Genomic DNA, 13,356 nt, shown 5'->3' with positions numbered 1-13,356 from the left:
AGCAGTATAGACAAATGCTAGCAAAAGAAGCGCGAACTTTACGTTGCTTTACGTATTTGTACCATTCGTTACAAATAAAAAAGTATAATCTGCGATCTGACCATATTTTCAACACCCAATATTGACTCAACGAATGCATCCAACGCCTTATTCTATCGCTTAGGCATGCGTCTAAATAACATTTCAACAAAGCCAGTAATGCGCTGTTTGCTCTCGCTTGGCTCTAAATCAGGTTGAATGCCAGACTGTGCCAATGCTTGCCATTGTACGACCTGAGAGTTAGGTACGAAAAAAGCAATGTACAGAGATCCTTTCTCGGCGACTTTTCCGTCACCATCATAAAATGGCACCCCTGTTGAAAGCTTAATCGCATCGAAAATCGAGTCATCATTTAACTCTGATTCTTCGGCCAGTCCAAAACCGACAACAACATCACCAACTGCACCATTTTGATTCAGTTGATAACCTTTCGTAGCGAGTTGATCTTCAATCGCATCACGCACTAGATCGGTTACTACGGTCTCATCGTATTTTTGAGAAAGATAAACCTGCTCTGATTCAGGGTGCCACGAATACGTCGTTACTCCGTGTTCCATGAACTCAAAATCACCACTGGTGACCACACCATAATTGTGCGTTGGCGGCATTTCTTGTGTGGTACATGCTGTCAGTCCAATCGCTATCAAAGCCAATAACGCTGCTTTTTTTATGCTTTTTGTTGCACAAATGGATCGTTTTATCATTCGCGGCTTCCTTACCTATATAAGAATAAATATCAATTAGCCTCCCAACATAAATAGTAATTATGTTAATAGAAAGGTCATTAAACGTTTGCGTAATCGCTAACCTTCACTTCTGCCCGTTTTGGGGGTTTAATCACAAAAACAGAGTTGGTATAGTCTACCTCGTTAAACATAACCAGACCATTCGAGGCACGGAGCTTCCTCAATCATCTCATGAAGAGAAGAATTGGTACCGACAAAGTATCGGCAAATTTAAGAGGGTCAAACAATGGAATTCAATATGGTTGAAATTTTAGGTTACGCGGCATCTATTATGGTCGCAATTTCATTAACAATGAAAGATATCGTTCGTCTGCGTGTCCTTAACTTTATTGGCTGTACTCTCTTTACAGCATACGGCGTTATGATTGACGCATGGCCAGTGGTCGCGACCAACGGTTTCATCGCTTGTGTAAACATCTACTTCCTTGCAAAAATGCAAAAGGAAAAAAAAACGGAAGCGATGAAAGCAGCGAAAGCTTAAATTAGCGATTAGCATTTCAAATATTTCTGAAAAAGCCCAAATAGAGTGATCTATTTGGGCTTTTTTGTGTCTGTCGTTCTCAAGAGCATGATTTCCAATATTCCAGCCTTTGAATACATCGATTCTTTCAACTGATCACATATAAGCAACGCGATAATCGTTCTTTTGATACGTCTGAGTGTTGTTACGTCCTCTCTCTTTTGCTTGATAAAGCGCTTTGTCAGCTTTATCGATCGCTGTTTCAATATCAGTGAGCGCTCGATCGTGACAACAGCCAGCACTGATTGTGACGGGTGACACCAAACCTTGCAGTTGCTCTACACTTCGTCTTAGTTCCTCAGACAATTCGAATAACTCACGCTCATCACAATCAAACGTCACCAAAATAAACTCTTCACCGCCATAGCGTGCAATCAAGCGACGACGATTAACAAATCTCTTCAGTGATTTTGCGACCTCACAGATAACCCTATCGCCTTGAGCATGACCATATTGATCGTTCACCCGTTTGAAATGGTCAATATCAAGCAAAGTGACACCGACATTTGTTAGCGGATAAGGCGACCTTTGAGCAATTTTCAGCTTTAACTGCTCGATAAAACTCCGTCGGCTAGGAAGACCAGTGAGGTAATCGAGGCTCGCAACATCCAAGATTTTGAGATGACGATGTCGCAGGTAAAGCACCAACACGATGATAATGCTCAATAGGCTCACGACTAAAGCCATCAAACTAATGAACAGCAAACTATGATTTCTATTGAGCTCCTGCTCTAAAATACCCGCGGAAATGACCCAATTCAGATAGGGGTAAAACTTATAGAAGACGTTTTTGTTGGTCGTACCATTGTCACTGGAAATTGAATAGCTAAAGTGACCTTCTGGCTTGGTTGCGATTCGGTCAATTAGCAGTTCCGACGAGTAGCCGACCAAGGCTTTCAATGACTTGTGTTCATAATCAGGATGAAGCACTAAGTTACCCTGAAGATCAATAATGTACACATATCCGCTATCACCGAACGCGTACTTTCTCAGCTTGTCTTTTAAGCCTTCAAGATCGACCAAATACATCAATTCTTCTTTATAGGTCGTCGCGACCAAAGTATTGCCACTCGGTAGCGTCATCGAATAGGCAACTTTTGCACGCCGACTTATCTCATGAGGATTAGCGTGAAAGTACTCGATCATACCAGAGTCGATACTGAGCTGTTTTTGGATATGAATAAGATGCCCGCGCTTCTTGCCTTGCAAGAAAGGATGGTAGAGGTGAACGCCTTGTGGTGACATCAAATAGATATAACCTGATTGTCCAATGTGCAGTTCACTGGCGATCTGGCTTACTTGTTCAATTTCTTGTTCCGGAGTGGCATGCCATACATGGGACGCAACGGTATCGGTAATTCCTTTGAGATATGTCTTTATCGCCTCATTAACTGTTGTGTCGACAATATCGTAACTCGCATTCACAATCGTTCGAAAAAATAGCTGGTTGGATTCCAACAGTGACCTTTCAGTTCGGTTAAATTGAAAGGCCGAAAGAATCATCGACACAATGGCGAGCGCAATGGAAAAACTAAGAATGTATTTACGTCTGACTTTCAAGATTACCCCATAGATTTATAATTTTAGGTAACGCTGTGACTTCTCTTATATACAGACTGTTTTATATCATGGTTTTATTTTTTACTGAACGAGTGTCGATATTTTTAAGGGTTTCTATACGCAATCTGTGACTTAAAGCAAAAACGCCGAACTGGATTCAGTTCGGCGTTTTAATTTTACGTTGAAGTTGATGACTTAAATTACACTAAAACCCTGATAAATAGACTTAAAAGCATTCGTATTTACTGGCTATTACTGCGATCTATTGTCTATAAATGGATTAGTTAGCATTAAATTAAGAACAAACCTGAGTCCAGCTACCATCACTACCCGGTTCAGAACTTGTCCACCAGTTCGCTTGGTAAATACTACCGTTATGAACCACTTGGTCGCCAGTGTTTGCATGGCTTGGGTTACCCGCCCAATCTTTCTGAGGTAAGTCTGGGTAAACCGCTAAACCAGCTGTATCACATGTACCCGGGTTTGTGCCACCATCGCCAGGGTTACCGCCACCTGAACTGATATCACCTAATGGTAGGTCTGGTTGCTCAAAGCTAAAGGCATAATCGACTCCGTTCACGCTCACTGCATAGTTAGCAGGGCCGGAGATTGGCAGGTAATACACCATATCTAGCTCATACACTCCACCAGCTGGAAGTTCTTCCCATGTAGGCAAAGTAAACGCCACTCGGTGCATGGTGCCATCTAATCCACCAATGTTATCCGCACGAGTATGACCCGAAGCAATCACCGTTAAACCACCACCCGATTGATCTTTTGCGTTATCAGGTGCTGACACTGGGATATCGAACTGGAACTCGGTACCGCCCGGAAGTGCTTGACCGGTGTTGTTTGTAAACGTGATCTTAGGATTGATTGGGTAGTTTTGGTCACCGACTTTGAAGCCACCAACCGATACCGTAATATCTAGAGCTTCTGTCGGGATAGCGCCCGTCGCTACCTTGTTTCCATATGGAGTTGCAGACTTAAACTTATCGTAGATAGCTTTCGTCATTGTGTTACCCATGTGGAACTCACCGTTACCGCTATTACACGCTTGTTCAGTAGTATCAATAGACGTTCGGTTGCCACTTGCATCGAGTACATAACAGTTGTAATCCCCTGCCAGTTCCCAGAACATGATGCCGCCGATCTCTTTGTCGATAACGTAGTCTGCTTTCACGTTGATAGAATCTCTATCTTCCGTTGAAAGGAATACGCCCTTCTCTGCGTTCCACAACCAAGGAGCAACCGCCACGCTGTCGTAGTTACGCGTGTAAGTTCCCGTTAGAACATCAGACGGATCATTCACAGGATCAAGCTTGTAAGCCTCTGCATACGAACCCCAAATGCCTTTCTCTAGGTTCTTCGCGTGCCACATTGGGTTAGAACCCGCGCCCATTTCGTTACCTTTTGGATCGGTATCGTGCCACATGTTGTCGATACCAATTGCACCATGGCCACAGTTATTCTTCTCACCTTCCCCGTACCTGCTGAACATTCAGCTTGGTTTGGAAGTGCAGCTCGGCCCCAAAGACCATTTTCGCCTCCGGTTACACCTTGCCAACCACGAGTGTAGTAAGGCACACCGATATTAATACGACCTGCTGGCATAGAACCACGGAAGTAATGGTAAGCCCAATCCGTGTTCAGATAACCGATACCACCGTAAGCCGCAGTGCCGTAAACGTTCCACTGTGCTAACTCTGAATCTTTACCTGTATCAAACAACGCAGCGTTATGACCTACGTGATCGTTCCACGCACCGTGAAGGTCGTAAGACATGATGTTTACGTAATCGAGGTACTTAGTCACATCGAACGTTTCCATACCGCGCAACAGGTAACCAGAAGAAGGCGCCGCGATCGTTAACATGTAATGATTACCATCTTGCGCAGACGCCGCATCAAGCTTCTCACGTAGCACTTTCATCAAGACTTGGTACGAAGCCCACAGGTATTGGCGACGCGGCTCCATGAAGTCTTTGTCGTACGGATTACCAGCACCCGCCATAGAGGTTGGATATTCGTAATCGATATCTAAGCCATCGAATTGGTATTTACGAAGCATTTCAACCGCGGAAGTGGCGAATGTTTCGATACCTTGATGGTTAATAGAACCGTCTGCGTTGGTTGTCATGGTATAGAAACCACCATCAGCTACTCGACTGCCATCAGTCGCGAAGTGACCACCCGTTTCAGCCCAGCCACCAATAGAGATTAGCGTTTTAACATCGTGTTTTTTCTTAGCTGTCGCTAATGCACCGAAGTGACCTTTGAAGCCTAAGGTAGGATCAACTTCAACGCCCGGCCACTCTTTACCAACCGCTGCGTTATTCGGATCGTTCACATCACCCACGTTTACTTTGCCATCTGAGCCAATGCTCACGAAAGCGTAGTTAATGTGTGTGAGTTGTTCCCAAGGGATGTCATTTACTAGGTAAGCAGCTTGTGGGTCGTCCCCTGCACGCCAGCTGGTGAAGTAACCAATGACACGACGTGGGTGATCCGCGCCCATTTTCTCACGGCCTTCATCATCGTAAATAGTACAGTAAGGAACATCGACACCTTGAGTTTGATATAAGCCATCAGGTCGACAAGTGCTCACCGTTGGTGTGCCATTCACCGTCAAAGAAGCCAGCGCTGAATCTGTCGTTGCGCCTTGATTGTCAGTCGCTTTTGCGTAAACCGCTAAAGAACCCGCTTGAGTGGTTGTGTAATCAAGCGTGTAAGGGGTAGTTGCAGCTGTGCCAATAAGAGCGCCTGCCACATAAAAATCTACTTTATCAACCGTGCCATCGCTGTCTGCTGCTGTTGCGGTAAGCGTTACTACACTACCAACATCGACCGAAGCTGCTGAAAGCGCAACCGAAACTGTCGGTGCTTCATTTCCTGGTTGTGCTGAATCAACAACCACTGAAACTTCACTAGCAAGGCTTGCCGCACCTTCGTTGTCTGTCGCGACAACAGAAACCTGATGGTTACCCGACGTTGCAGCCCACGTTGCTTCAAATGGTGCCGCTGTCACAACCGCGACCGAAGAACCATCAACAAAGAATTCTACGGAAGCAACACTACCATCAGCGTCCAGTGCTGTTGCGCTTAATACGACATTGTCGCCTTCAACAATCACATCTGATGCTGTAGGCGTTGTTAATGAAGCCGTTGGTGCTTCGTTTGGTGTACCACCACCGCCATTACCACTACACACATCGACTTTCTTCCATTGTGCGTAATCACCTTCAAATTGGCTTGGGTTGTTATTTTGATTCCAGTAGTTTGCTGAGTACGCGCTGCCGTCATGTGAAACCTGATCACCACCGGTATAAACAGTGGCAGAGTCCCACGTTTCTAACGTTGAGCAATCAACAGCCGCATAACTGTTGAACGCCATCAAGCATGACGCAGTGAGAGTACTGAGTGTAAAAACCTTCTTGGCCACTCTTCCTTGGTTTAGGTGCATGTTAGCTATCCCTTAAGTTGTTGTTTCAAGATGTTTAATTTAAATGAGACTTTACTCACCACTTAAATCTCTTCGCAAAACAACTGTAGGTAACAACGCAAATTTAACACCTAAAATATTCTCTATTTATAAAATGACTCGCATTAATTTGTTTATAGCATGCAATGAGTCGACACTTATTTTGCACCAACAACTAATATTAATTTATTTCGGAAAGCTAAAAAATAATGTCTCAAAAATCAGAAATGTGACTCAGCGTTGGGAAAAAAATTCGTATCAAAACTGACCAAAAAGTAGAGATTTACAGTCGATTTGGCTTTCTTTTTGGAATTCGCCCACCTTTTGATAACAAATGTGTTAGTATCTGCGGCTTTTTTGACGAACCTCACACTTCTATGCAAGTGTGGGAGAAATACATAGGCTTGAAAGAGCCAAATATAGCGAAGAAATAATGTCCAACTTGACGCAAGTCGCCAACGAAAACATCAACGCAGAAGCTACTTCTATCGATTTCAATAAAGCTCAATCTTTGGGTGAAAAACTGGAACTCGGAAACCCAGTATTTTGGCTTAGTGGGAGTTTTTTAACCCTCTTTGTCGTCCTTGCTTTCACCAACACCTCCGTGTTGTCCGAACTTGTTAACATCGGCTTTAGTTACTCAACTAAGTGGTTCGGTGCGTTCTGGCAAGTCCTATTACTACTCAACTTCATTATCGGCTTAGTGCTTGCACTAGGGCGCACAGGCCACGTTCGTTTAGGAACGCTTGCTCTCCCTGAAATGACCACCTTTAAATGGATGTCTATCGTCCTATGTACGCTGCTAGCCGGCGGTGGTGTGTTCTGGGCAGCGGCAGAGCCTATTGCTCACTTTGTTTCAGCTCCACCTCTTTATGGCAACGCTGATCCACAAGCGATGGCGTTCAACGCCCTATCACAATCTTTCATGCACTGGGGTTTCCTTGCATGGGCAATCTTAGGCGGTTTGTCTTCCATCGTGTTAATGCACCTGCATTACGATAAAGGCCTTCCCCTTAAGCCTCGTACTCTTCTTTACCCAGTACTTGGCGACAAAGCAATCAACAGCTGGATCGGCAACGTAGTCGACGCGTGCAGCATCGTTGCAGTCGCTGCGGGTACTATCGGTCCTATCGGCTTCCTTGGTCTTCAAATCAGCTACGCACTGAGCGAACTGTTTGGTATTTCAGACACATTCGCAACGCAAAGCGTCGTGATCATTTTTGCTATTGCTATGTACACGCTGTCTGCATTGAGTGGCGTTAACAAAGGCATCCAACTGGTAAGCCGTTACAACATCATCTTATCAGTGTGCCTAATCGGCTATATTCTGTTAGTAGGCCCTACAAGCTTCATTATTGATGGCTACCTGCAAGGTATGGGCGAAATGGTCGATAACTTCATCCCAATGGCACTGTACCGCCAAGATACAGCGTGGCTAGGTGGCTGGACGGTATTTTTCTGGGGTTGGTTCTTAGGCTATGGTCCGATGATGGCAATCTTTATTGCTCGTATTTCACGTGGCCGTACCATTCGCCAAATGATCGTTTCTATCAGCATCGTTGCACCGCTAGTAACATGTTTTTGGTTCAGCATCGTTGGTGGTAGTGGTTTAGCGTTTGAATTAGAGAACCCAGGCGTAATTTCTAGCGCGTTCGAAGGCTTTAACCTTCCTGCTGTGCTACTGGCAATTACTGCTCAACTGCCGTTCCCTACTTTGATTGCGATTCTGTTCCTGATCCTGACGACCACGTTCATCGTGACAACAGGTGACTCGATGACTTACACCATCAGTGTGGTAATGACAGGCACTACAGAGCCTAATGCAGCCGTACGTACCTTCTGGGGTATCATCATGGGTGCAGTAGCCATTGCACTTATCTCAATGGGCGCAGGCGGCATCTCTGCCCTACAGTCGTTCATTGTGATAACAGCCGTTCCTGTATCGTTCATCTTGTTACCGTGTTTATGGCACGCACCGAAGATCGCGAAACAGATGGCCAGAGATCAAGGTCTCGTTTAATGCCTAATCCGATTTAGTTTCGGATAACGTAGGATACTAAAAAGCCACTCAAGTAATTCACCTGAGTGGCTCTGTTTTATCTGTTCGCTGTCGACTTTATCAGTACTGATGTCTAGCGATTGTATCTACCAATATTTCGGCTTATTGAAACTTTTCACCTGCAGCAACCATGAATGACATCTCAACCAGTAGCTCAGGATTAGCAAGTTCAGCTTTCACGCATGCACGGCTTGGCGCGCAGCCTTCAGGGAACCACGCTTCCCAAACTTCATTTAGTGCGTCAAAATTGGCAAAATCTGTTAGGTAAATAGTCACTGACAATACGCGAGATTTATCACTGTCTACCAAACTCATCATTTCTTCCGCTTGTTCGAATATTTGCTGTACCTGACTCTTAATTCCTGCCGTTGTATCCGTCTCAGCCACTTCCACAAAGCTTGCGATACCGTTAAAAACAGTCACATCAGACCAACGCTTGGTCGGGTTGATTCTATGAATTTTCACTGGTTATACTCTTCTTGTAATTAGGGTGAACATCAGCGTAATCTAATCCAAATCGTGAATATTGAAAACAAAAATTAGAAAGCTCCATCTCTCCAGTGAGATCACCATTCTGTTATGGACGGCGCTCAACTCGTGCCAACACCGCAATTGAAGAGTCTGTCTTTCTCTCAACTTCAAAACAACCGCCAGAGCTTGAAAGCTGACGAACTGAAAGTTTATCTTTCCCTAACTTATCAAACCAATATGGAGCCAGTGAACATTGTGCCGAACCTGTCACTAAATCCTCCGAAATACCGATTTTTGGCGCAAAATAGCGCAGAACATAACTGTCATCTGAGCTTTTGGCTGTCACCATCACTGCATGCAGATCTTTAATTTTTTTATACAGTTCAAAGTCAGGCGAAAAATTCTTTACGGCTTCCTCTGAATCCAAAATCAGCACTAAATCTCTCGTAGAAAAAGCTTCGATAACAGGTTGATTTAAAGCCGCTAAATCAATAGGAACATCGCTTACCTGCGAGTAAGATTTACCCTTCCAGCTTGGCAGTTCTATTTGAGATAAGCCTTCTTTTCTAGAGATCACGACCTGTCCATAATCACTATTTAGGGTAACCTCATTGAGCTTATACTTTTCGATCAAACTAGTGCCTGCAGCCAAACTACCATGACCACAAAGGTTTATCTCACCATCTAAGGCGAACCAACGAATATCGAAATCATTTTCTGATTTCACGATGAAAGCAGTGATTGGCAATGCCAGTTGATGCGTTACTTCTAGTAATTCCGAGTCAGCTAACCATTGGCCAAGTTCTACGACCCCACAAGGGTTACCTTTCGCCGACTCCCCACCAAATACATCATATATAAACGCTTTGATAACCTATCTCCTTATTCTGTCATCTAAAGCTCTCATTCAAAGCTCTAGTTTCATTTTCTTTACATAAATCATTAGCATAAGGAATGTCAAAAGTACCAAGGTTTATGATTCATTTTATAAACTAATACTCTCACAGCGAAATTAATTTTGCACTAGTGCGGTCATATTCAGGGATTTTATTAAATGGAGTACTTTTATGCATGTTCAAACCTATGATTTAAAACAGAGTAATGTGGGATATAACCTTGGAGTGATTGGCGTAGCATTGGTGCTCGCTTGGATTGGAATTTATAAGTTTACGCCAACCGAAGCGATGCTCATTGAACCGCTAATCGCAAATCATCCTGCAATGAACTGGCTTTACAATCTGTTCTCAGTACAAGCCGTGTCTAACATGGTGGGTGGCGCGGAGATCATTGTCGCGATTGGATTGATCGTTGGATTTAAGAAGCCGACAGTCGCATTCTATTCAGGCATTGCAGCAGCGGCTATCTTTGTTGTGACACTTAGCTTCCTGATTACAACGCCAAATGCTTGGAAAGTATCAGATGGCATCTTAGTCACTAACTTCTTCCTAGTGAAAGACATCCTGTTTTTGGCGATCGCTATTAGCGTAATCGAACGTAACAAACCTCAGAAGTAACCGTAAATCTATAAGTGGCCGTAACTAGAAGTAACCTTAAACCTTGAAATAAAAAGACTCGAAGCTGGCTAGAAGGACGCTGCCAGCTTCTAATGTATAAGGCGATAATCGATTAAGTCGGTCGTCTATTCCGAATACAGATATCACGCCCTAATTAATTCGATACTTCTACTCAACTTTTACTCTCAACTCTTCGCACGCTAAGCCATCCAAAAAGCCAATAATAGTGTCATTCGTACTTTGCTTCGCGAGATTAGAGCCATAATCACTTAAATCCATATGTTTAGAGTCTGGAAGCTCAACAACACAACTACCATATTGCTTTTGCTCTGATTCAGTCGGCAGTACCCCCTCTTTGGTAGAGTGTTCAGTTGCTCGAATGGAAAGCACTCGGATATCTTCACTTTTAGGTAGAGTGACTCGTTTGTGGTCGAGCGTAATTAACTGAGAAACATAGCTTTTATTTTCGTTACTCAACCATGTAGAAATATCGCCACCGTTCGAGTGCCCAACTAAGGTTAACTTGTCAAAATCATAAGCAGGAAAACGACTTGCTAGCTCATGTTGAAGTGCATTGAGAGTCTCTGCCCCTCGCGTCCAATTTTCAATTCGTGTTTTATACAAGTCACCAGTCTTCGATAAAGGAGGATCGCTTGGCAGTTCATGATCAACATAGACGGTCATGTACCCCCTATCGTTCAGCATTTCTCCAACAAAACTATATTTGGTGAATGGAACTCGATTACCCGCACTGATAAAAGCTACGTCACACTGTTCTGTTGTTGTACAACTGTCAGAATCCTGCGGCAAAACAACTTCTATTGGGATAGAGCGATCTCTTGCCGAATCAACAATGACCATAGACTGCGCTGTCGCAGAAAGAGATAAGGCACCTAAGCAAACACCTATTAAATACTTCATATAACACCATGTAATACATACAAAAAAGATAGACAGGTTAACGATCGAGTCTATCTTGTTAGAATCTGGCTAATATTAGTCGCACTGATACGTATAACAAGAGAGATATGAATAAATCACGTAGAATTAACAAGTTAGAGCGATAAGTGAGCACTAAACTTTGAGTATCAAAAGTATAAAAGAAGACTCAGGTAGAAGTTAGATACGCACAACGATAAACCAAGTAATTCCTTATATGAGGATAGAATCGGCATTGATAGCATTCACTTAAGCAGATAACGCCTTACGATAATAATGAGCATCTTGATCCTTCCCTTTGAACACGGCGTAACTTTCAACGCGTTCAACCAAGTCAAAACCCGCCTTGGATAAGATTTTATTTGATCCAACATTACCCACTAACGCATAGGCATCAACATATTTAAGGGAGGAGTGCTCAGCCAAGTAGATAAGTGACGTCCTCACCGCGTTAGACGCAATACCTTTAGAACCAAATGCGTGGCCTACTCGATAACCTAGTTCTCCACTTTCAGCGTTCTGGTCGATATCACGAACGTTGATTCGCCCACAAATAGTGCCATTAGCGTCTTTGATCAACATAGGAATCATCTCGCCATTGTCATACTCTCTTAGAAAGCTCGTGACTTGTTCGGCAACTCCCGCATTAGAATAGAAGCTATCATCCCGAGCTGGAACAAATGCCTCAAACCACTCTCTGTTTTCGAGTTCAAACTCCAATAGATCATCGGCATCGTTTGAATGAAGTAAGTGTAGAAATACTTCCATAATTAACCCTATAACATTTATCTAAACGCCACGTCTTGCGATTCATACAGATAACCAGTTTTAAATTTACGGTAAGTCTCTTAGCTTCTTAGCTGGATTACCCGCATAAATACCTTTTTCGGTGATGTCTTTGGTCACAACGCTTCCCGCACCAATCACCACCCCTTCGCAAACACTGACAGACAACACTGTCGCGTTGGAACCAATGGTAACGTTATTTGCGATAACAGTGCGTCCCCAACTCTCTGGGTTTGGATCTGGTTTGCCATCTTTAAACAAGTCATTGGCAAACATCACCCCGTGCCCAACAAAGCAGTCACTTCCGATAGTCACATACTCGCAAATAAAGGTGTGAGATTGAATCTTACTCCTCTCGCCTATCACAGAGTTCTTTTGAATCTCGACAAAAGGGCCAACGAACACGTCATCTTTAAACTCACAACCATAAACGTTGCTCGGCTCGATGATGGTGACATTCTCACCACACGTAATATCAGTAACCTTCACTTTTAAAACTCTAGGACTTGCCATACTTCCTCTCGACATTGGCGTCACAATTCAACCTAAGCGATTGTGCCGTAAGCATTAAAGCGCAGCAAATTGAGATGTTGAGAGTTGGTAATGGATCAAGGATTCTGCATCAGTTAAAACAAGCCAGCCAACACGACTGACAACAGTATGCATCCGATAAAACTTGGGGCATGAAATGGGCGAGCTTTAGATTTTACATACTCTTTCTGAAGATCTTCTTGATAAGTTTTAACAGCGAGTTCTCTCACGTAGTTATTTTGCATAATAAGCTCCTTTTCAATGAGTAAGAGAAGCTTAAGACTTGAAGTTAGGTTGAGGTAAAGCAAAAATTCAAATTAATTGAACACTTTAGTTTTGTTACTCGAGGATTACTCTAAATACATCATTGTTCACGCCGCCAACATCCACTAATTCGCCCTGCTTCATAACAAGCGAAGCGTTTAGTTGTCGTGTTGAACGCGGCTCTTTCTTTTCTCGAATCACGAGTATATCGACGAAGTAGCCAGAATCTTGCTTACGTATTGCCCCTGAAAAAGTCACGCTTTCAACCCTATCCGCGAGCACTGAACTAAATGTTTTATCTTCTAAAACACCCGAAGAAATCGAAATGTCACCATAAAAAAGAGTGATAGTTTTTGGGTCAGGAGCTAGCTCAGGTTTGGATGAACAACCCATCAGGGCTAGGCACAGCATTAAAATAACTCGAAATTGCATAAACTGATATTCTTA

12 protein-coding genes and 1 pseudogene are annotated in these 13,356 nt (G+C 43.5%); 3 read left to right on the top strand and 10 right to left on the bottom strand.

All coding sequences use genetic code 11. The features are described 5' to 3' along the window. Positions 1 to 152 precede the first annotated feature (152 nt). Positions 153 to 743 (bottom strand): DUF4136 domain-containing protein, encoded by a 591-nt coding sequence (locus DUN60_RS19905; protein ID WP_114635210.1) that lies wholly within the window; start codon positions 741 to 743, stop codon positions 153 to 155. Between the two features lie 268 nt (positions 744 to 1,011). Between DUN60_RS19905 and DUN60_RS19900 the strand changes: the two genes are divergently transcribed. Further along, a complete protein-coding gene (locus DUN60_RS19900; protein ID WP_010430226.1) occupies positions 1,012 to 1,266 on the top strand; it encodes a YgjV family protein in 255 nt (84 codons plus the stop codon). 135 nt (positions 1,267 to 1,401) lie between these two features. On the opposite strand, the gene DUN60_RS19895 is transcribed toward DUN60_RS19900, so the two are convergent. Next, positions 1,402 to 2,865 (bottom strand): sensor domain-containing diguanylate cyclase, encoded by a 1,464-nt coding sequence (locus DUN60_RS19895; protein WP_114635209.1) that lies wholly within the window; start codon positions 2,863 to 2,865, stop codon positions 1,402 to 1,404. Between the two features lie 295 nt (positions 2,866 to 3,160). Continuing rightward, positions 3,161 to 6,327, bottom strand: a pseudogene (locus tag DUN60_RS19890) (chitinase C-terminal domain-containing protein). 451 nt (positions 6,328 to 6,778) lie between these two features. Here DUN60_RS19890 and DUN60_RS19880 point away from each other — a divergent pair. Continuing rightward, positions 6,779 to 8,365 (top strand): BCCT family transporter, encoded by a 1,587-nt coding sequence (locus tag DUN60_RS19880; RefSeq protein WP_017076096.1) that lies wholly within the window; start codon positions 6,779 to 6,781, stop codon positions 8,363 to 8,365. A 141-nt stretch (positions 8,366 to 8,506) separates the two neighbouring features. On the opposite strand, the gene DUN60_RS19875 is transcribed toward DUN60_RS19880, so the two are convergent. Then, entirely contained in the window at positions 8,507 to 8,869 is a 363-nt protein-coding gene (locus tag DUN60_RS19875; RefSeq protein WP_017062654.1) for a RidA family protein, read from the bottom strand. 112 nt (positions 8,870 to 8,981) lie between these two features. Then, the gene (locus DUN60_RS19870) at positions 8,982 to 9,746 is read right to left on the bottom strand and encodes a PhzF family phenazine biosynthesis protein (RefSeq protein ID WP_339373967.1); all 765 of its coding nucleotides are present in this window, start codon (positions 9,744 to 9,746) and stop codon (positions 8,982 to 8,984) included. A 196-nt stretch (positions 9,747 to 9,942) separates the two neighbouring features. On the opposite strand from DUN60_RS19870, the gene DUN60_RS19865 reads away from it, so the two are divergent. Beyond that, complete coding sequence (locus DUN60_RS19865; RefSeq protein WP_017108085.1) at positions 9,943 to 10,389, top strand: DUF417 family protein; 447 nt, start codon at positions 9,943 to 9,945, stop codon at positions 10,387 to 10,389. A 168-nt stretch (positions 10,390 to 10,557) separates the two neighbouring features. On the opposite strand, the gene DUN60_RS19860 is transcribed toward DUN60_RS19865, so the two are convergent. From DUN60_RS19860 to DUN60_RS19845, 5 genes are all read right to left on the bottom strand, one after another. Beyond that, the gene (locus DUN60_RS19860; RefSeq protein ID WP_114635207.1) at positions 10,558 to 11,310 is read right to left on the bottom strand and encodes an alpha/beta hydrolase; all 753 of its coding nucleotides are present in this window, start codon (positions 11,308 to 11,310) and stop codon (positions 10,558 to 10,560) included. A gap of 267 nt (positions 11,311 to 11,577) precedes the next feature. Further along, a complete protein-coding gene (locus tag DUN60_RS19855; protein WP_114635206.1) occupies positions 11,578 to 12,096 on the bottom strand; it encodes a GNAT family N-acetyltransferase in 519 nt (172 codons plus the stop codon). Between the two features lie 66 nt (positions 12,097 to 12,162). Then, positions 12,163 to 12,627: an acyltransferase gene (locus DUN60_RS19850; RefSeq protein WP_114635205.1), complete on the bottom strand. Its 465-nt coding sequence runs from the start codon at positions 12,625 to 12,627 to the stop codon at positions 12,163 to 12,165. 113 nt (positions 12,628 to 12,740) lie between these two features. Continuing rightward, positions 12,741 to 12,890, bottom strand: a complete 150-nt coding sequence (locus tag DUN60_RS24605; protein ID WP_167409373.1) for a hypothetical protein — start codon at positions 12,888 to 12,890, stop codon at positions 12,741 to 12,743. A 94-nt stretch (positions 12,891 to 12,984) separates the two neighbouring features. Beyond that, positions 12,985 to 13,341, bottom strand: a complete 357-nt coding sequence (locus DUN60_RS19845; protein ID WP_114635204.1) for a hypothetical protein — start codon at positions 13,339 to 13,341, stop codon at positions 12,985 to 12,987. Positions 13,342 to 13,356: the final 15 nt, after the last annotated feature.

The sequence above is a fragment of the Vibrio splendidus genome, from assembly GCF_003345295.1.
Taxonomy (GTDB): Bacteria; Pseudomonadota; Gammaproteobacteria; order Enterobacterales; family Vibrionaceae; genus Vibrio; species Vibrio splendidus_K.
This window is presented reverse-complemented; position numbering and strand designations above follow the sequence as displayed.